Annotated in this window: 18 protein-coding genes; 2 read left to right on the top strand and 16 right to left on the bottom strand. The window is 67.7% G+C overall.

From position 1 onward, the window contains the following. Positions 1 to 37 precede the first annotated feature (37 nt). Positions 38 to 613, top strand: coding sequence for a cob(I)yrinic acid a,c-diamide adenosyltransferase (locus tag G6N45_RS12480; protein ID WP_163722613.1), 576 nt, complete (start codon positions 38 to 40; stop codon positions 611 to 613). On the opposite strand, the gene G6N45_RS12475 is transcribed toward G6N45_RS12480, so the two are convergent. From G6N45_RS12475 to fadD1, 16 genes are all read right to left on the bottom strand, one after another. Next, entirely contained in the window at positions 607 to 1,053 is a 447-nt protein-coding gene (locus G6N45_RS12475) for a DUF2550 domain-containing protein (protein ID WP_057148111.1), read from the bottom strand. The two genes, G6N45_RS12480 and G6N45_RS12475, sit on opposite strands and share 7 nt — an antisense overlap. 11 nt (positions 1,054 to 1,064) lie before the next feature. Then, complete coding sequence (locus G6N45_RS12470; RefSeq protein ID WP_057148112.1) at positions 1,065 to 1,430, bottom strand: F0F1 ATP synthase subunit epsilon; 366 nt, start codon at positions 1,428 to 1,430, stop codon at positions 1,065 to 1,067. A 33-nt stretch (positions 1,431 to 1,463) separates the two neighbouring features. Beyond that, the gene (gene atpD, locus G6N45_RS12465; protein ID WP_163722612.1) at positions 1,464 to 2,897 is read right to left on the bottom strand and encodes a F0F1 ATP synthase subunit beta; all 1,434 of its coding nucleotides are present in this window, start codon (positions 2,895 to 2,897) and stop codon (positions 1,464 to 1,466) included. A gap of 37 nt (positions 2,898 to 2,934) precedes the next feature. After that, positions 2,935 to 3,864, bottom strand: coding sequence for a F0F1 ATP synthase subunit gamma (locus G6N45_RS12460; RefSeq protein ID WP_057148114.1), 930 nt, complete (start codon positions 3,862 to 3,864; stop codon positions 2,935 to 2,937). A gap of 25 nt (positions 3,865 to 3,889) precedes the next feature. Next, entirely contained in the window at positions 3,890 to 5,536 is a 1,647-nt protein-coding gene (gene atpA, locus G6N45_RS12455; RefSeq protein WP_057148115.1) for a F0F1 ATP synthase subunit alpha, read from the bottom strand. Between the two features lie 49 nt (positions 5,537 to 5,585). After that, positions 5,586 to 6,923, bottom strand: a complete 1,338-nt coding sequence (locus tag G6N45_RS12450) for a F0F1 ATP synthase subunit B/delta (RefSeq protein ID WP_163722611.1) — start codon at positions 6,921 to 6,923, stop codon at positions 5,586 to 5,588. Then, positions 6,923 to 7,429, bottom strand: a complete 507-nt coding sequence (locus G6N45_RS12445) for a F0F1 ATP synthase subunit B (protein ID WP_163722610.1) — start codon at positions 7,427 to 7,429, stop codon at positions 6,923 to 6,925. The genes G6N45_RS12450 and G6N45_RS12445 overlap by 1 nt, the downstream gene beginning before the upstream one ends. 9 nt (positions 7,430 to 7,438) lie before the next feature. Next, a complete protein-coding gene (locus G6N45_RS12440; RefSeq protein WP_011893196.1) occupies positions 7,439 to 7,684 on the bottom strand; it encodes a F0F1 ATP synthase subunit C in 246 nt (81 codons plus the stop codon). 72 nt (positions 7,685 to 7,756) lie between these two features. Beyond that, positions 7,757 to 8,545 (bottom strand): F0F1 ATP synthase subunit A, encoded by a 789-nt coding sequence (gene atpB / locus G6N45_RS12435; RefSeq protein WP_057148118.1) that lies wholly within the window; start codon positions 8,543 to 8,545, stop codon positions 7,757 to 7,759. Positions 8,546 to 8,564: 19 nt separating this feature from the next. Further along, on the bottom strand, positions 8,565 to 9,029 hold the full coding sequence (locus tag G6N45_RS12430) for an ATP synthase subunit I (protein ID WP_057148119.1): 465 nt from the start codon (positions 9,027 to 9,029) through the stop codon (positions 8,565 to 8,567). Positions 9,030 to 9,304: 275 nt separating this feature from the next. Next, entirely contained in the window at positions 9,305 to 10,495 is a 1,191-nt protein-coding gene (locus tag G6N45_RS12425) for a glycosyltransferase family 4 protein (protein ID WP_407664322.1), read from the bottom strand. Between the two features lie 2 nt (positions 10,496 to 10,497). Further along, entirely contained in the window at positions 10,498 to 11,160 is a 663-nt protein-coding gene (locus G6N45_RS12420) for an L-threonylcarbamoyladenylate synthase (RefSeq protein WP_163722609.1), read from the bottom strand. 13 nt (positions 11,161 to 11,173) lie between these two features. After that, entirely contained in the window at positions 11,174 to 12,001 is an 828-nt protein-coding gene (prmC, locus tag G6N45_RS12415) for a peptide chain release factor N(5)-glutamine methyltransferase (RefSeq protein ID WP_179965366.1), read from the bottom strand. Positions 12,002 to 12,024: 23 nt separating this feature from the next. Then, positions 12,025 to 13,101: a peptide chain release factor 1 gene (gene prfA, locus G6N45_RS12410; RefSeq protein ID WP_057148121.1), complete on the bottom strand. Its 1,077-nt coding sequence runs from the start codon at positions 13,099 to 13,101 to the stop codon at positions 12,025 to 12,027. Between the two features lie 90 nt (positions 13,102 to 13,191). Beyond that, a complete protein-coding gene (gene rpmE, locus G6N45_RS12405) occupies positions 13,192 to 13,419 on the bottom strand; it encodes a 50S ribosomal protein L31 (RefSeq protein WP_163722607.1) in 228 nt (75 codons plus the stop codon). Positions 13,420 to 13,552: 133 nt separating this feature from the next. Further along, a complete protein-coding gene (fadD1, locus tag G6N45_RS12400) occupies positions 13,553 to 15,133 on the bottom strand; it encodes a fatty-acid--CoA ligase FadD1 (RefSeq protein WP_163722606.1) in 1,581 nt (526 codons plus the stop codon). Between the two features lie 105 nt (positions 15,134 to 15,238). On the opposite strand from fadD1, the gene G6N45_RS12395 reads away from it, so the two are divergent. After that, positions 15,239 to 15,886 carry a TetR/AcrR family transcriptional regulator gene (locus tag G6N45_RS12395; protein ID WP_407664337.1) on the top strand — a complete coding sequence of 216 codons (648 nt, stop codon included), beginning with the start codon at positions 15,239 to 15,241 and terminating at the stop codon, positions 15,884 to 15,886. Position 15,887: the final 1 nt, after the last annotated feature.

Below are 15,887 nucleotides of genomic sequence, written 5' to 3'. Positions count from 1 at the left end.
CGCGCCCGCCGGCGCACGCGTCCCGTACCGTTTGGGCATGGCAGTGCACCTCACGCGGATCTACACCCGGACCGGCGACGACGGCACCACAGGACTCAGTGATTTCAGCCGGGTATCGAAGAGTGACGCGCGGCTGGTGGCCTACGCCGATTGTGACGAGACCAACGCCGCGATCGGTGTCGCGGTGGCGCTGGGACAGCCTGATCAGCGCATCCTCGCGGTGCTGCGCCAGATCCAGAACGACCTGTTCGACGCGGGTGCCGACCTGTCGACTCCCGTGGTGGAGAACCCCGAATACCCGCCGCTGCGCATCCGGCAGAGCTACATCGACCGGCTGGAGCAGTGGTGCGACGAGTTCAACGAGCAGCTGCCTGCGCTCAACTCGTTCATCCTGCCCGGCGGCACCGGCCTGTCGGCGCTCCTGCACGTCGCACGTACCGTGGCGCGCCGCGCGGAACGGTCCGCCTGGCATGCGGTCGAGACGCACGGGGATTCGATCAGCGTGTTGCCGGCGAAGTACCTCAACCGGCTGTCCGACCTGCTGTTCATCCTGTCGCGGGTGGCCAACCCCGACGGAGACGTGCTCTGGAAGCCGGGCGGCGGAAGTCAGTAACTGCGGCGCCGCGCGCGCGGCGAGGGCCGCGACTCCACCCAGGAGGTGAACGCGGTGAGGGCGCCGCGGTCGAGGGCGATCTCGTAGCCCCGCCCACGATCAGGGTCGACATCGCGCAATTCGAGCACGACGATCTCGTCGGTCATGATGTCGAACTCATCGCCGCGCGGCGACCGCCGGGACACCACTTCCAGGCCGCGCCGGCTCAGAGTCCGGTCGGGCCACCACCGCAGGCTCGACAACCGGTAGAACTGCGCGTCACCGCCGCGGTAGCGCATGACGCCGTGGCGCCACCCGTGGCCGCCGACCGCGGGCACGTCGCGCAGAATCGCCGCCGTGCCGCCGACCTGCCGCAGCTTCCACAGCCGGTAACTCAGCGCGACGACGATCAGTAGCAGCACGCTGACCAGCGCGACCATGAACAGCATGGACGCGCTCATCGGCTGACCCGCTAGTCGATCTGGCCCAGTGCCCGCAGTCGCGCACGTCCCCAGGCAGCTTTCCTGGGATCGTCGGACTCGGAGTCCTGCTTGGCTTCGTCGGCGTTGATCTCGGACTCGAACTGCGCGTTCTCGACGAGAATGCGCACGGCCTCCTCCGTGACGGACAGGAACCCGCCGTCGACGGCGATGCGCAGATCGTCCTCGCCGTCGCGCTCGACACGCACCATCGCGTCGTCGACGAGTTGGGCCACCAGCGGGATGTGCCGCGGCAGGATCCCGATCTCACCGGCGGTGGTGCGGGTGAACACGAAGGTGGCCTCGCCGGCCCACAGTTCGCGTTCCACGGCGACGATCTCGACGTTCATCTCCGCCACGTCACACCACCTTCCTCGATGCCACTGCGCCGGTCACAGCTTGGCGCCGAGGCTTTCGGCCTTCTTCGCCAGATCGTCGAGTCCACCGATGAGGAAGAACGCCTGCTCGGGCAGGTGGTCGAAGTCGCCCTTGGTCAGCTTGTCGAACGCCTCGATGGTCTCCTTGAGCGGCACCGTCGAACCGGGCTGACCGGTGAACTGCTCGGCGGCCATCATGTTCTGGCTCAGGAAGCGCTCGATGCGGCGGGCGCGCTGCACCAGCTGCTTGTCCTCCTCGGCCAGCTCGTCGATACCGAGGATCGCGATGATGTCCTGAAGATCCTTGTAACGCTGCAGGATACGGATGACTTCCTGAGCGACGCGGTAGTGCTCGTCGCCGACCACGGACGGATCGAGAATCGTCGAGGACGATGCCAGCGGGTCCACGGCCGGGAAGATGCCCTTCGAGAACACGGTACGAGACAGCTCGGTGGTCGCGTCGAGGTGCGCGAACGTGGTGGCCGGAGCCGGGTCGGTGTAGTCGTCGGCGGGCACGTAGACGGCCTGCATCGAGGTGATCGACTTGCCACGCGTCGAGGTGATGCGCTCCTGCAGCTCGCCCATCTCGTCGGCCAGCGTCGGCTGGTAGCCCACGGCGGACGGCATACGGCCGAGCAGCGTGGACACCTCGGAGCCGGCCTGGGTGAACCGGAAGATGTTGTCGATGAACAGCAGCACGTCCTGGCCCTGCTCGTCGCGGAAGTACTCCGCCATGGTCAGCGCGGAGAGCGCGACGCGCATACGGGTGCCCGGGGGCTCGTCCATCTGACCGAACACCAACGCGGTGTCCTTGAGCACGTTGGCGTCCTCGAGCTCGACCCACAGGTCGTTGCCTTCGCGGGTGCGCTCGCCGACGCCGGCGAACACGGAGGTGCCACCGAAGTTGCGGGCGATGCGGTTGATCATCTCCTGGATGAGCACCGTCTTGCCCACACCGGCGCCACCGAACAGCGCGATCTTGCCGCCGCGCACGTACGGAGTCAGCAGGTCGACGACCTTCAGACCGGTCTCCAGCATCTCGGTGCGGGGCTCCAGCTCCGAGAAGGGCGGCGGCTTGCGGTGGATCGACCAGTGCTCGAAGTCCTTGCCGTAGCCGGGCTCGTCGAGGCAGTCACCGAGCGCGTTGAACACGTGCCCCTTGACGCCGTCACCGACGGGCACCGAGATCGAGTCGCCGGTGTCGGTCACCTCGACGCCGCGAACGAGACCGTCCGTCGGCTGCATCGAGATGGTGCGCACCAGGTTGTCGCCGAGGTGCTGCGCGACCTCGAGGGTCAGCTTCTTGGACAGCTCCTTGTAGGAGATGTCGGCGTGCAGCGCGTTGAACAACTCGGGAACGGAACCACGCGGGAACTCCACGTCGACCACGGGGCCGGTGATGCGGACCACGCGACCCGTGGTGTCCCTGTCTTTGGCTGGTGCACTCATTTTCTCTTCGCTTCCTAACGGGGCGTTCTGCTGAAGGTCACTTGGCGTCGGCCAGCGCGTTGGCGCCGCCGACGATCTCGCTGATTTCCTGGGTGATCTGAGCCTGACGTTCGCGGTTGGCCGCCAGCGTCAGGGACTTGATCAGATCGTCGGCGTTGTCGGTGGCCGACTTCATCGCGCGCCGTCGGGCAGCGGACTCCGACGCGGCCGCTTCGAGCAGCGCCGCGTACACCCGGGTGGCGACGTAGCGCGGAAGCAGTGCGTCGAACAGCGTTTCGGCGTTGGGTTCGAAGGAGAACAGCGTGCGCGGTCCGTCCTCGGGCTCCTCGTCGCCGACGTACTCGACCACCATCGGTGCGATCCGGCGGGCCACCGCCGACTGCGACAGCATCGACTTGAACTCGGTGAAGACGATGTGCAGTTCGTCGACACCGAGGATGCCGTCGTCGCCCGGGTCGTCGCCCTCGTCGTCCACGCCCGACATGAAGGAGGCCACCAGCGTCTCAGCGATCTCCTTGGCCTGTTCGTAGGTGGGCCGCTCCGAGAAGCCGGTCCACGACTCGATGACGTCGCGCTGGCGGAAGTTGTAGAACCCGAGCGCTTTCCGGCCGACGGCGTACACCACCGGGTCCTTGCCCTCTTCACGGAGAAGGGAGAAGAGCTCCTCGGCCTGCCGAAGCACGTTGGCGTTGTAGGCACCGCACAACCCGCGGTCGGACGACACCACCAGCACCGCGGCGCGCCTCGGGTTCTCCCGCGCGACGAGCAGCGGATGATCCAGCGCGCTCGCGCTTGCCAGCTCGGTGAGCATGTTGGTGATCTCGGTGCTGTACGGCCGAGCCGCTTCGACTCGAGCCTGGGCCTTCGCGATCCGCGAGGTGGCGATCATCTCCTGGGCCTTGGTGATCTTCTTGATCGACCCGGCGGACCTGATCCGCCCGCGTAGCTCACGCAGTGTTGCAGCCATCTAGCTCTCCAGAACCTTTCCGGTCCTACTTCTTGGGCGCCGGCTTGCGGACCTTGACCGACTCCTTCTCGACGTCCTCTTCGTCCATCGCCTCGGCCTCGTGCTCGTTCACCGCCACCGAGCTTCCGTCAGAGGCCGAGAACCCCTTCTTGAACTCGTTGATGACGTCGGTGAGCTTGTCCGCGGTCTCCTCGGAGAGCTTCTTGGTCTCGCGGATCTCGTCGAGGATCTCCCCGTGAGAACCCTTGACATGCTCGAGGATCTCACGCTCGAAACGCGAAACATCCTCCACCGGCACCGAATCCAGGTGGCCCTTGGTGCCGAGGAAGATCGCGATCACCTGATCCTCGACCGGGTACGGGGTGTAGGCCGGCTGCTTGAGCAGCTCCACGAGGCGTGCACCGCGGTCCAGCTGCGCCTTGGATGCGGGATCGAGGTCCGAGGCGAATGCCGCGAAGGACTCCAGCTCGCGGTACTGCGAGAGCTCCAGACGCAGCGAGCCGGCCACCTCTTTCATGGCTTTGATCTGTGCGGCGCCACCGACGCGCGACACCGACACACCGACGTTGATGGCCGGCCGGACGCCCTGGTTGAACAGGTCGGACTCCAGGAAGCACTGACCGTCGGTGATCGAGATGACGTTGGTGGGAATGAACGCCGAGATGTCGTTCGCCTTGGTCTCGATGATCGGCAGCCCCGTCATCGATCCGCCGCCGAGCTCATCGGACAGCTTCGCGCAGCGCTCCAGCAGGCGCGAGTGCAGGTAGAACACGTCGCCGGGGAAGGCTTCGCGGCCCGGCGGACGACGCAGCAGCAGCGAGATCGCGCGGTAGGCGTCGGCCTGCTTGGACAGGTCGTCGAACACGATCAGCACGTGCTTGCCGTCGTACATCCAGTGCTGACCGATGGCCGAACCGGTGTAGGGCGCAAGCCATTTGAAGCCGGCGGCGTCAGAGGCCGGCGCCGCGACGATGGTGGTGTACTCCATCGCGCCACCCTCTTCGAGGGCCCGCTTGACCGATGCGATCGTGGTGCCCTTCTGGCCGATCGCGACGTACACGCAACGCACCTGCTGCTTGGGGTCACCGGTCTCCCAGGCCTGGCGCTGGTTGAGGATGGTGTCCACGCAGACCGCGGTCTTGCCCGTCTTGCGGTCACCGATGATCAGCTGGCGCTGGCCGCGGCCGATCGGCGTCTGGCTGTCGATGGCCTTGATACCGGTCTGCAGCGGCTCGGACACGCCCTGCCGCTGCACCACCGAGGGGGCCTGCAGCTCGAGCGCCCGGCGCGTCTCGGACTCGATGTCGCCCTGCCCGTCGAGTGGCTGACCGAGCGGGTTGATCACCCGGCCGAGGAAGCCGTCGCCCACCGGCACGGAGAGCACCTCGCCGGTGCGCTTGACCTGCTGGCCCTCTTCGATCTTCTCGAAGTCGCCCAGGATCACCGCGCCGATGTTGTGCTCGTCGAGATTCAGCGCGACTCCGAGGACACCGCCGGGGAACTCCAGCAACTCCTGGGTCATCACCGAGGGCAGGCCCTCGACGTGCGCGATACCGTCACCGGCATCGATGACGACGCCGACCTCTTCGCGGTCGGAGTCGGCGGTGAAGGAGGAGACGTAGTCCTCGATCGCCCCTTCGATGTCAGAAGCCGAGATTGTCAACTCTGCCATGGCTTTTCGTCTTCCTGCCTTTGTGTTTGTTACTGCGCGAGTTCGTGGGTCAGTCCGGCAGCCCACTGCGGGCGGCGGCCAACCGGGAGGAGATGGATCCGTCGATGACCTCGTCACCGACGGTGATCAGAAGCCCGCCGAGGATGTCGGGGTCGACATTCAGCTGGACCGACACCGCGGTGCCGTAGATCCGGCTGAGCACCTCGGTCAGGCGGGTGCGCTGCTCGTCGGACAGCTCGGCTGCGGCGGTCACCTCGGCGACGGCTTCACCGCGCCGTGTCACCGCAAGCTCGGCCAGGTCGGCCACCGCCGCGTCGGCGAGCTCGCCACGCAGCAGTCCGATCGTCAGCCGCAGCAGCGCTGCGGCGGTGTCGTTGACTCCCCCGCCGGCCTCGAGCACTTTGTCCAGCAACTCGATCCGCTTGTCGGCCGGCACCGTCGGGTCGGACAGCAGCCGGTTGAACCGCGACTCCGTGTCGAGGACACGACCGACCCGGAACAGCTGCTCTTCGACCTCTTCGCTCTGGCCGTCCCGCTCGGCACGAGCCAGCAGGGCGAGCCGTGCCACATGCTCGAGCGCATCGACGAGGTTGCCCTCATTCGACCACCGTTGCGAGACAGCCGTTTTGAGGAGGTCGTACGAGGTGTCGCCGACCTTGCCGCCGAACAGACGCTCCAGTAGGCGCATCTTGGCGTCCGATTCGTCGGTCGGCTCGGCGAGGTGGCTGTTCAGCGCCGGCTCGGTGAGGAGCAGCCTGGCCACCGCGGCGATCTCGTCGGCCAACGTGGTCAGGGCCGCGGCATCGGCCCCCTCGGTGACCGAGTCGAACTTCTTGACCAGTTCGGCCAGCGCCTCGCGGCTGGCCGCCCGAAGGTTGAGCGTCGCACCGGCTTCCAGCACCGCCGGCGACGGCGCCATCTCGTCGAGCTGGTCGAGGAACCGGTCGACCGTCTGCGACTGCGCGCCCGGGTCGGCCACGTAGTTGCGAACGATCTCCTCGGCCTTCTGCACCGACTCGAGGCCCAGATGCTGCCGTAGGTTGCGGATGGTCTGCTGACGAAGCAGGTGGATCTGTTGCTCGCCTTGGACTTTGATGCGTTCAGCCTCGACCTCGGCCTGCTCGCGCAGCTGCTCGGCGATGCGGGTCGAGTCGGTGCGGGCCTCTTCGGTCAGCTTGACGCCGGCTGCCTTGGCGTCCTCGACGGCCTTGGCGTGCCGCTGGTCGGCGCTGGCCAGCTTGTCGGCCGCAGCTTTGCTCTCCTCGAGCGCCGCGCGGACCGCTTCCTGCTGGTTCTTCATCATCGTGCGAACCGGCGGTACGACCCACCGGACCGCGATGTAGATGATGAGCGCGAACCCGACCAGCTGTCCGATGAATGTGGACATCAACGCCTCCCGCTCGACGTGTCGTTGACGTCGACGCCCAGGATGCGGCTCGCCAGTGTGCTCGACAGGCCGTCCACCGAAGACTCGAGCTCGCTCGTCGTCCTCGACGCGGTCTGCTCCAGTTCCGCGTTGGCGGACTGCAGCTTGTCGGACACCTCGCCGCCGGCCTCGGCCCGCGCCCCGTCGACGACCTTGCGGCCTTCGGACCGGGCTTCGTCACGAATCGACGACGCCTCGCCGCGCGCAGCGGCCATCGTCTCGTCGTAGTCAGCCTGGGCCCTGGCCATCTGTTCTGCCGCCTTCTTGTTGTCGGCTGCCGTCTTCGCGAGCATCGCCTCGCGCTCGGCCAACACCTTGCTGACCGGTGGCACCACCCATTTCCCGATCACGCCGAGCACGATCAGGAAGATGAGCAGCACGAAGAAGAAGGTGCCGTTGGGGACCAGGAAGTTACTGGTCCCCCCACCCTCTTCGGCCGCCAGGACGGTTACGGTCAGTTCACCCATGACGACGAATTAGCCGACCGGGGTGGCGAAGACGAACAGCGCCATGAAGGCGAGGTTGATGAAGTAGGCCGCCTCGACCAGGCCGACGGTGATGAAGAACGGAGTGAAGAGTCGACCCTGGGCCTCCGGCTGCCGGGCAATGCCCGAGATCAGGGCGTTACCGGCGATACCGTCACCGATACCCGCGCCGATCGCGCCGCCGGCCATGATCAGACCACCGCCGATGAGCGCGCCTGCAGCGATAGTGGGATCCATTCCTTATCCTCCTTGATAACTGGCTGTTGGTTGTCGCCAGGTTCTGTGTGGGTCTAACGGATACTGCTGGTTCTAGTGCTTGTCGGCCGCGCCCTGTTCCGCATGGTCTGAGGCGTGATCGCTGTCGTGGTCGAGCTCCATCGACTGCCCGAAGTACAGGATCGTCAGCAGAGCGAAGATGAAGGCCTGGATCAGGCCGATGAAGAGGTCGAACGACTTCCAGATCGCGTTGGGCAGCCACAGGATCCACGCCGGGAATAGCGCGATCAATCCGACCATGATGCCGCCGGCGAAGATGTTGCCGAAGAGTCGCAGCGACAGCGAGATCGGCTTGGCGATCTCCTCGACGATGTTGATCGGCGCGAGGAAGGCGACGTGACCCTTGGCGACCTTGATGGGGTGACCGATGACGCCGCGCCGCCAGATGCCGGCGAGGTGGTAACAGATGAACACGAACAGTGCGAGCGCGAGCACGAAGTTGATGTCCGAGGCGGGCGGCTTGATCAGCTCGGTGGTGACGCCCTCGGAGTCGGTGTACTGCACCGGAAGCACCGACAACCAGTTCGCGAACAGGATGAAGCAGAACAGCGAGACCGCCAGCGGCAGCACGAACGGTGCGATGCGCATGCCGATCGCGCTCTCCACCTGGTTGCGCATCTGGATGGTGATCGCCTCGAAGAACAGCTGGACGCCGCCGGGCACGCCGGTGGAGGTGACCTTGGCGCGCAGGAAGAACGCCAGGGCGATGACGATGGCGCCGGCGATCGCGGTGGACAGGACGGTGTCCACGTTGACCGTCAGGCCGAACCACTTCTGTTCGATGTGGTGACCAACCTCGAGGGCGAGCACACTTTCAGTCATCTACGAATCAGTCCTTGAGCTATCCGTCGTTGGATGTCGAAGCGTCGGGAGCGGGGCCCGCGACCTGATCACCGTCACCTGCGCGGAGCTTCTTGAGAACCGGCAGAGAGGTGCTGAGGACGAGGACCACCTGGAACAGTGCCAGACCGAAGAGCACGCCGAGGCCCATCGGACGGAATACGAACGCGATGGTCAGGCCGACGACGGTGATCGCCAGCAGCCGGGAGGCCGAGTTGAGCGCCATCTTCTTCTTCAGCGGGTGATCGCCGGCGGTGATGGAATCCACCGCCCGCCGGACCAGCAGCGCATTGGTGAGACCGAGCGCCATGCCGATCGCGAAGAACAGGCCGAACAGCGGATATCCGACGAGTGCGGCGGCGACCGTGATCAGGCCCGACACGGCCGCGCAGATGAGAAGCAGGCGCAGCGGCCGGAAGGCCACGGACGGGAACACCAACGGCGCGTCCTGCGCTGGCGTCGTCACTGCTTCACCTCAATCCCGCGGTCGTCGTATGGAGTTCGAAGGAGCCGGTCCCGATGATTCCTGTGAGCGTCCGTAGCGTATCGGAGGGCGACGGGCGCGCGGGAATCACCCAAGGGGCAGCTCCTGTGGTCGGTCGATCTGTCGGTCGTTTGTCCGTTCCGAGCGGTGTCCGAAAGGCTGACACCGACGGCCCGGGGGCCGGCAACCCGCGAGGTTGATTTCGGGTTCTCACCAAACCCTAACACATGGTGAGAGCCACAAAATGCGACCTACTACTATTTGTCGTACACCTCGTCCGTCGCGTCGTCGACAGGGTCGTCCCGACGTCTGCGCAACGGAATCAGCGTGACCACGACGGCGATCACGATCGCCCCTGCCATCACCGCCCCGGTGTGCCGGGGATCGAAGAAGATGGTGCTCGCGGCGCCGAGGGCCACGATGCCGACCCACAGGTAGATGAGCAGCACGACGCGGCGATGAGAGTGCCCGATCTCGAGCAATCGGTGGTGCAGGTGCATCTTGTCCGGGCTGAACGGGCTCAGCCCCGCGCGGGTGCGGCGGATGATCGCGAGCAGCATGTCGAGGGCCGGCACGAACATCACCGCGACCACGAGCAGGAACGGTGACAGCAGCGCGAACACGTCGCGCGCGCCATAGGCGGTCTGCGAGATCGGTCCGGCGGCGGTGGTCGATGCGGCCGCCAGCATGAGGCCGATCAGCATCGACCCGGAGTCGCCCATGAAGATGCGGGCCTTGTGGAAGTTGTGCGGTAGGAACCCCAGACACGCGCCGGCGAGTACCACGGAGATCACCGCGGGTGGATAGAACAGCACGTCGCCGCCGTGGTCGCGCAGCAGCCCGACCGAGAAGATGCAGATCGCGGACGCGGTGATGAGCCCCAGGCCGGCCGCCAGCCCGTCCAGCCCGTCCACGAAGTTCATCGCATTCACGATCGCCACGGTCAGCGCAAGCGTCAGCAGGATCGACGCGACCTGGTCGAGCACGATGGTGCCGACTCCGCCGATCGGGATGTAGAGCACGCTCCACGCCACGCCCATCGTGACCATCACGCTGGCTGCGGTGATCTGGCCGGCGAATTTGGTCAGTGCGTCGAGCCCCCAGCGGTCGTCGATGAGACCGACCACCATGATCAGCCCGCCGGCGACGACGACCGCCGGGAGCCCCGAGGAGTAGACGAAACCGCGCGTCAACGCCGGCAGCTGGGAGGCGAGCAGCACCGCGAACACGACGCCCACGTACATCGCGAGCCCGCCCATGCGCGGTGTCGGTTGCAGGTGGACATCGCGTTCCCGCGGGTAGGCCACCGCACCCCAGCGGGTCGCCAGCACCCGCACCCACCCGGTGGCGAGGTAGGTGATGATCGCCGCGGTCAGGCCGACGAGCGCCAGTTCCCGCAGCGGTACGCCCGCCCCTCGGTCGGTGAGTGCCAGCAGTGTCGACGACACGGTCAGTCCGTCGTGGCGGTCAGGCTCGTGGCCTCGACGCCCAGCACACCGGCGATGGCGTCCACGGTCACCGGTCCCTGCCGCAGCACCCGGGGATGCGTGCCGGTGAGGTCGACGATCGTCGACGCGGCCTGCTGCTCGGCGGGACCGCCGTCGAGGTAGACCTCGACCAGGTCGCCGAGTTGCTCGCGGGCCTGCGCGACGGTGATCGCCGCGGGCCGGCCGGAGATGTTGGCGCTCGACACGGCCAACGGGCCCACCTCGCGCAGCAGTTCGATCGCCACGGGATGCAGCGGCATGCGCAACATGACGGTGCCGTTCGCGTCGCCGAGGTCCCACTGCAGCGACGGGGCCTGCCGCACGACGAGGCTGAGGGCGCCGGGCCAGAACGCGCGGATCAGCTCCCGGGCGCTCTGCGGCACCGAGTACACCAGGCCGCCGATGGTGTCCCAGGACCCCACCAGCACGGGCACCGGCATGTCCCGACCGCGGCCTTTGGCCGCGAGCAGCGCGGCGACGGCTTCGTTGTCGAACGCGTCGGCGCCGATGCCGTAGACGGTGTCGGTGGGCATCACGACCAGGCGGCCGCCCTTGAGTGCGCTGATCGCCGACGCGATGCCCGTTTCGCGCTCGCCGGGCATGGCGCAATCGAACTGTTCGCTCACGTCTGCCAGCCTCTCACTCGCTCCGCACGGCGGTCGCGAAGCGGGGCCGCCCGGTGAGGTCGCGTCGCGCCGTGACGCCGGCGAAGTGTCCGGTGCCGGCGAACGCGTCGACGGTGCGCTGCGATGTGGTGTCGTCGTGCTCCACGGCACAGAGCCCGCCTGGTCGCAGCAACCGGGCGGCGACGTCGACGATCCGGTCGATCACCGCCATCCCGTCCGGGCCGCCGTACAATGCGTGCGCCGGATCATGCTGTGCCACTTCAGGTTCCAGCGCAGCATCGGTGGGAATGTAGGGCGGGTTGGCGACCAGCAGGTCGACGGCGCCGTCGAGGTCGGCGAGAAGGTCGGCCGCGGTGGCGTCGGCGCGCACCAGTTCCACCGCCGTACCGGCGGCGTTGCGGCGTGCGTAGGTCAGGGCCTCGGCGGAGTCGTCGACACCGATCACCCGAGCGGCGGGGCACCCGGCCGCCAGCGCGACCGCCAGCGCGCCCGAGCCCGTGCACAGGTCGACGATCACCGCTTGGGGCGGCAGGGGCTGGGCCAGCGCCCACTCGAGCAGCGCTTCGGTCTCTGGTCGCGGGATGAACACTCCCGGGCCGACGTGCAGGTCGACCGGACCGAAGGCCGCGGTACCCGTGAGGTGCTGCAGCGGCACGCGCTCGGCGCGCCGGGCGACCACCCGGCCGAAGCGTTCGGCGAAGCCGTCCTCGGGGACGGTGAAGGCGAGCCGGCCGCGGTCGGTCCCCGCCACGTGGGCGGCGAGCAGTTCGGCGTCGACGCGCGGCGACCCGACTCCCGCGGCGGCCAACTGGTCCGCGGCGGCGTCGATCAGCTGACGCATCGTCACGGGCCTGTCGGCGACGCTCACGACGCGCTCTGCAGCCGGGCCTGCCGGTCGGCCGCGGCCAGCGCGTCGAACAAGGGATCCAGGTCCCCGTCGAGGACCTGGTCGAGGTTGTGGGCCTTGAAGTTGATCCGGTGGTCGGCGATCCGGTTCTCCGGGAAGTTGTACGTCCGGATGCGTTCGCTGCGGTCCACGGTGCGGATCTGGCTCGCGCGGTCGGCCGACGCGTCGGCCTGGGCCTGCTCCTCGGCCAGCGACTGCAGCCGGGCCGCGAGGACCTGCATCGCCCGCGCCTTGTTCTGCAGCTGCGAGCGTTCGTTCTGGCAGGTGACGACGATGCCGGTGGGCAGATGCGTGATGCGCACGGCGGAGTCGGTGGTGTTCACGCCCTGACCGCCCTTGCCCGAGGACCGGTAGACGTCGATGCGCAGATCGGACTCGTCGATCTGCACCTGTTCGACTTCCTCGGGCTCGGGATACACCAGTACGCCCGCCGCGGACGTGTGGACGCGCCCCTGGGACTCGGTGACCGGCACTCGCTGGACGCGGTGCACCCCGCCTTCGAACTTCAGCCGCGACCACACCCCGTCGGCGGAATCGCCCTTGCTGCGGATGGAGAGCGTCGCGTCCTTGTATCCGCCGAGGTCGGACCCGGTCTCGTCGAGCACGGTCACAGTCCAGCCGTGCCGTTCGGCGTACCGGGTGTACATGCGGGCGAGGTCGGCCGCGAACAACGCGGACTCCTCGCCGCCCTCGCCGGACTTCACCTCGAGCACGATGTCATCGGCGTCATGCGGGTCACGTGGCGCCAGCAGATCGGTCAGCGCCGTCTCGAGCCGCTCCACCGTCGCGGTCAATTCGTCGACCTCTGCGGCGAACGAAGCGTCGTCGGCGGCGAGTTCGCGTGCCGCCTCGAGATCACCGCGCGCGGTCTCGAGCTTGCGGTAGGTGGCCACGATCGGCGAAATCTGGGCGAACCGGCGGCCGACCTTGCGGGCGGCGGCCGGATCGGCATGCAGTTCGGGTTCGGACAGGCGCAGTTCCAGCTCGGCATGCTCGGCGACGATGGCGTCGATCGCCGATGCGGTGTCGCTCATCTCGCCTCCTTGGCCTCGCGACGTCGAACCCTACCCACGAAACGGCGCCCGGCCTGCGCAAGCAGCGCAGAGCGGGCGCCGATCGGTCAGCTAGTTGCCCTCGGAAGCTTTGGTCCGCTTGCCGTAGCGCTTCTCGAAGCGCGCGACGCGGCCGCCGCTGTCGAGGATCTTCTGCTTGCCGGTGTAGAACGGGTGGCACTGCGAGCAGACCTCGACGGTGATGTTGCCGCTCTTCTTCGTGCTGCGGGTGGTGAAGCTGGCACCACAGCCGCACAGCACGGTGGTCTCGACATAGTCAGGGTGAATGCCTGATTTCATGGTTTCCTCTTCGATCGTGGGATCCGGGTCGCCCTCCCGTGCCGGGATGCTGCGGCGTGAACCGGAACCGAGGTGTCGGCGGTCCATTATGCCAGGTCAACCGCCAACAGCCTAAACACGCACCCGGCGGCCCCTATTCCCGCTCGCCGACCCCCGAGTAGGTGCGGCCGTCGCGGCGCCAGAGCCGCCTGCCCGCGGATTCGATGCCCAACGCGACCAGTTCGCGCTTGAGCACCTTGTTGGTGGCGGTGCTGGGGAGTGCATCGGCGATCCACACATGGCGCGGCCACGCCTTCGGTGACAGATCCGGCTGCGCGGCGAGGAACGCGCCGAACTCCTCGGGCGTCAGCGTGGCACCTACGCCCAGCACGAGTGCGGCCATCACCTGGTCTCCGACGTGCTCGTCGGGCACCGGGTAGACGGCGACCTGGTTGATCGCGGGCTGGCGGATCAGGATGCGTTCGATCGGCGCGGCGGTCATGTTCTCGCCGTCCACCCGCATCCAGTCGTCGGTCCGGCCGGCCAGGTAGATCCAGCCGTCCGCGTCCCGGTAGGCCAGGTCGCCGGACCAGAACATGCCGTGCCGCATCCTCTCGTCGGTGGCGTCCCGATCGTTGTAGTAGCCGGCGAACATGCCAGCGCCCTGCGTGTTGACCAGTTCCCCGATGGCGGCGTCGCCGTTGACCAGCGCGCCGTGTTCGTCGAATTCGGCGACGGCGCATTCGGTCAGCGTCTCCGAGTCGTAGATCGCCACGCCCGGGAAGCCCTTGCCGATCGAGCCGGGCGGGCAGCCGTCCTCGCGGGTCACGGTGACCGCGTTCTCGGTGGACCCGAAGCCGTCCCACACCTCGCATCCGAAGCGGCGCGCGAACTCAGCGATGTCCCGGTCACCGGCCTCGTTGCCGAAGGCGACCCGCAGCGGGTTGTCGTGGTCGTCAGGCCGCTCGGGGCCGGCGAGGATGTAGGCCAGCGGCTTGCCGACGTAGTTCATGTAGGTGACGCCGTAGCGGCGGACGTCGTCGAGGAAGCGTGAGGCGCTGAAGTGCGCGGGCGCCATCGCCGCACCGGAATTCAGCGCCACCGACCAGCCGGCGAGCACCGCGTTGCTGTGGAACAGCGGCATGGACAGGTAGCAGACATCGGCGGGAGTGAGGTCGTAGCGGCCCGCCAGCGCCGCCCCGGCAAGCAGCACCATCGCGTGCATCATCTTGACGGCCTTCGGATCGCCGCTGGTGCCGGACGTGAAGATCAGCATGAAGGTGTCGGTGGCGCTGACCTCGCGATGCGGCGTCAGCGGGCCGGCTCGGGTCAGGAGTTCCTTCCACTCACCGCCGCCCACCACGAGGAGCCGCACCCCGCCGAGGTCAAGACCGTCCAGCAGCCCGACATGGGCGTCGTCGGTGAGAAGGATCTGACAGTCGGCCCGGCGGACATCCCGGAGGAGCGCCTCTCCTCGGCGGGTGTCGTTGATGCCGCACACCACATAGCCGCCGAGACCGGCGGCCGCCATCGCGGTGAGCATGTCGGGGGTGTTGCCCAACAGCACGCCGACGTGCAGGGGGCGGTCGGGATCGGCGATCGCGATCAGCGCGGCCGCCTGTGCCTCCGCCTCGCCGAGGTGCTCGCGCCAGGTCCAGCTCTGCCCGTCGTAGGTGACGGCCACACCGTCGTCGCTTCTGCGTGTCCGGAGCAGCTGCTGCACCGTCTCGGCCACCCGACCCCCTTGTGAACAGATTTTGCGATATGTCTTCTGGATCGACCGCGCGCAGCGTACATCACCGAAGACGAACCCGTCATCTGCGAAGATAAGGCGGTGAGCGTGGACACCGGGAGAGAATCAGCGACCGATTCCGCGGCCGCCCCGGCCGGCGGACCCGGCCCGCGGTCCGTTCGGGACCGACTGATCGACGCGGCAGAACAGTGCCTGACCGCGAAGGGAATCCGCGCGACGACCGTCTCGGAGGTCGCCGAGGTGGCCGGCGTCAGCCGCGGCTGGCTCTATCGGCACTTCCCGGACAAGTCAGAGCTGCTCGGCGCCGCCATCGTGCGTCTCAACGAAGCCTTCTGGACCGAATCGCGCACCCGTCTGGACGCGGTCACCGGACTCGACCAGCGAATCGCCGTGGGCGTTGCGCTGGCGCGCCGGGAGTCCGAGACGCCCGGGGCGCTGGTGCTCAAGCTCCGGCAGGAGGAGCCGGAAGCCTTCACCGCGTGTGTGGGACTGGGCGTGCGGGGGCTCATCCCGGAGATCGCCGCTTTCTGGGTGCCCTACGTGCAGGCGGCCGTCGACAGCGCGGAGATCCATCCGGACACCGACTGCGCCGAAGCGGCCGAGTGGATCGCTCGCATCATGATGAGCCTCGCGACCGTGCCGGGTGAGCAGTGCGACCTCGACGACCACGCCTCCGTCCTTCGGCACGCACGCCGCTACATCGTCGCCGGGCTGCGGACCGAACCGGCGAACTGAC

Origin of the sequence: Mycolicibacterium psychrotolerans (genome assembly GCF_010729305.1) — a bacterium.
In the GTDB taxonomy this organism is placed as follows: Bacteria; Actinomycetota; Actinomycetes; order Mycobacteriales; family Mycobacteriaceae; genus Mycobacterium; species Mycobacterium psychrotolerans.
Note: the sequence above shows the minus strand (reverse complement) of the source record. Positions and strands in the feature narration are given on the sequence as shown.

Excerpts from the sequence above, each read along its gene's own strand:
- G6N45_RS12480 (WP_163722613.1), top strand. The coding sequence starts at position 38 with ATGGCAGTGCACCTCACGCGGATCTACACCCGGACCGGCGACGACGGC.
- G6N45_RS12475 (WP_057148111.1), bottom strand. The coding sequence starts at position 1,053 with ATGAGCGCGTCCATGCTGTTCATGGTCGCGCTGGTCAGCGTGCTGCTA.
- atpD (WP_163722612.1), bottom strand. The coding sequence starts at position 2,897 with ATGAGTGCACCAGCCAAAGACAGGGACACCACGGGTCGCGTGGTCCGC.
- G6N45_RS12460 (WP_057148114.1), bottom strand. The coding sequence starts at position 3,864 with ATGGCTGCAACACTGCGTGAGCTACGCGGGCGGATCAGGTCCGCCGGG.
- atpA (WP_057148115.1), bottom strand. The coding sequence starts at position 5,536 with ATGGCAGAGTTGACAATCTCGGCTTCTGACATCGAAGGGGCGATCGAG.
- G6N45_RS12450 (WP_163722611.1), bottom strand. The coding sequence starts at position 6,923 with ATGTCCACATTCATCGGACAGCTGGTCGGGTTCGCGCTCATCATCTAC.
- G6N45_RS12445 (WP_163722610.1), bottom strand. The coding sequence starts at position 7,429 with ATGGGTGAACTGACCGTAACCGTCCTGGCGGCCGAAGAGGGTGGGGGG.
- G6N45_RS12440 (WP_011893196.1), bottom strand. The coding sequence starts at position 7,684 with ATGGATCCCACTATCGCTGCAGGCGCGCTCATCGGCGGTGGTCTGATC.
- atpB (WP_057148118.1), bottom strand. The coding sequence starts at position 8,545 with ATGACTGAAAGTGTGCTCGCCCTCGAGGTTGGTCACCACATCGAACAG.
- prmC (WP_179965366.1), bottom strand. The coding sequence starts at position 12,001 with ATGCGTCAGCTGATCGACGCCGCCGCGGACCAGTTGGCCGCCGCGGGA.
- prfA (WP_057148121.1), bottom strand. The coding sequence starts at position 13,101 with ATGAGCGACACCGCATCGGCGATCGACGCCATCGTCGCCGAGCATGCC.
- rpmE (WP_163722607.1), bottom strand. The coding sequence starts at position 13,419 with ATGAAATCAGGCATTCACCCTGACTATGTCGAGACCACCGTGCTGTGC.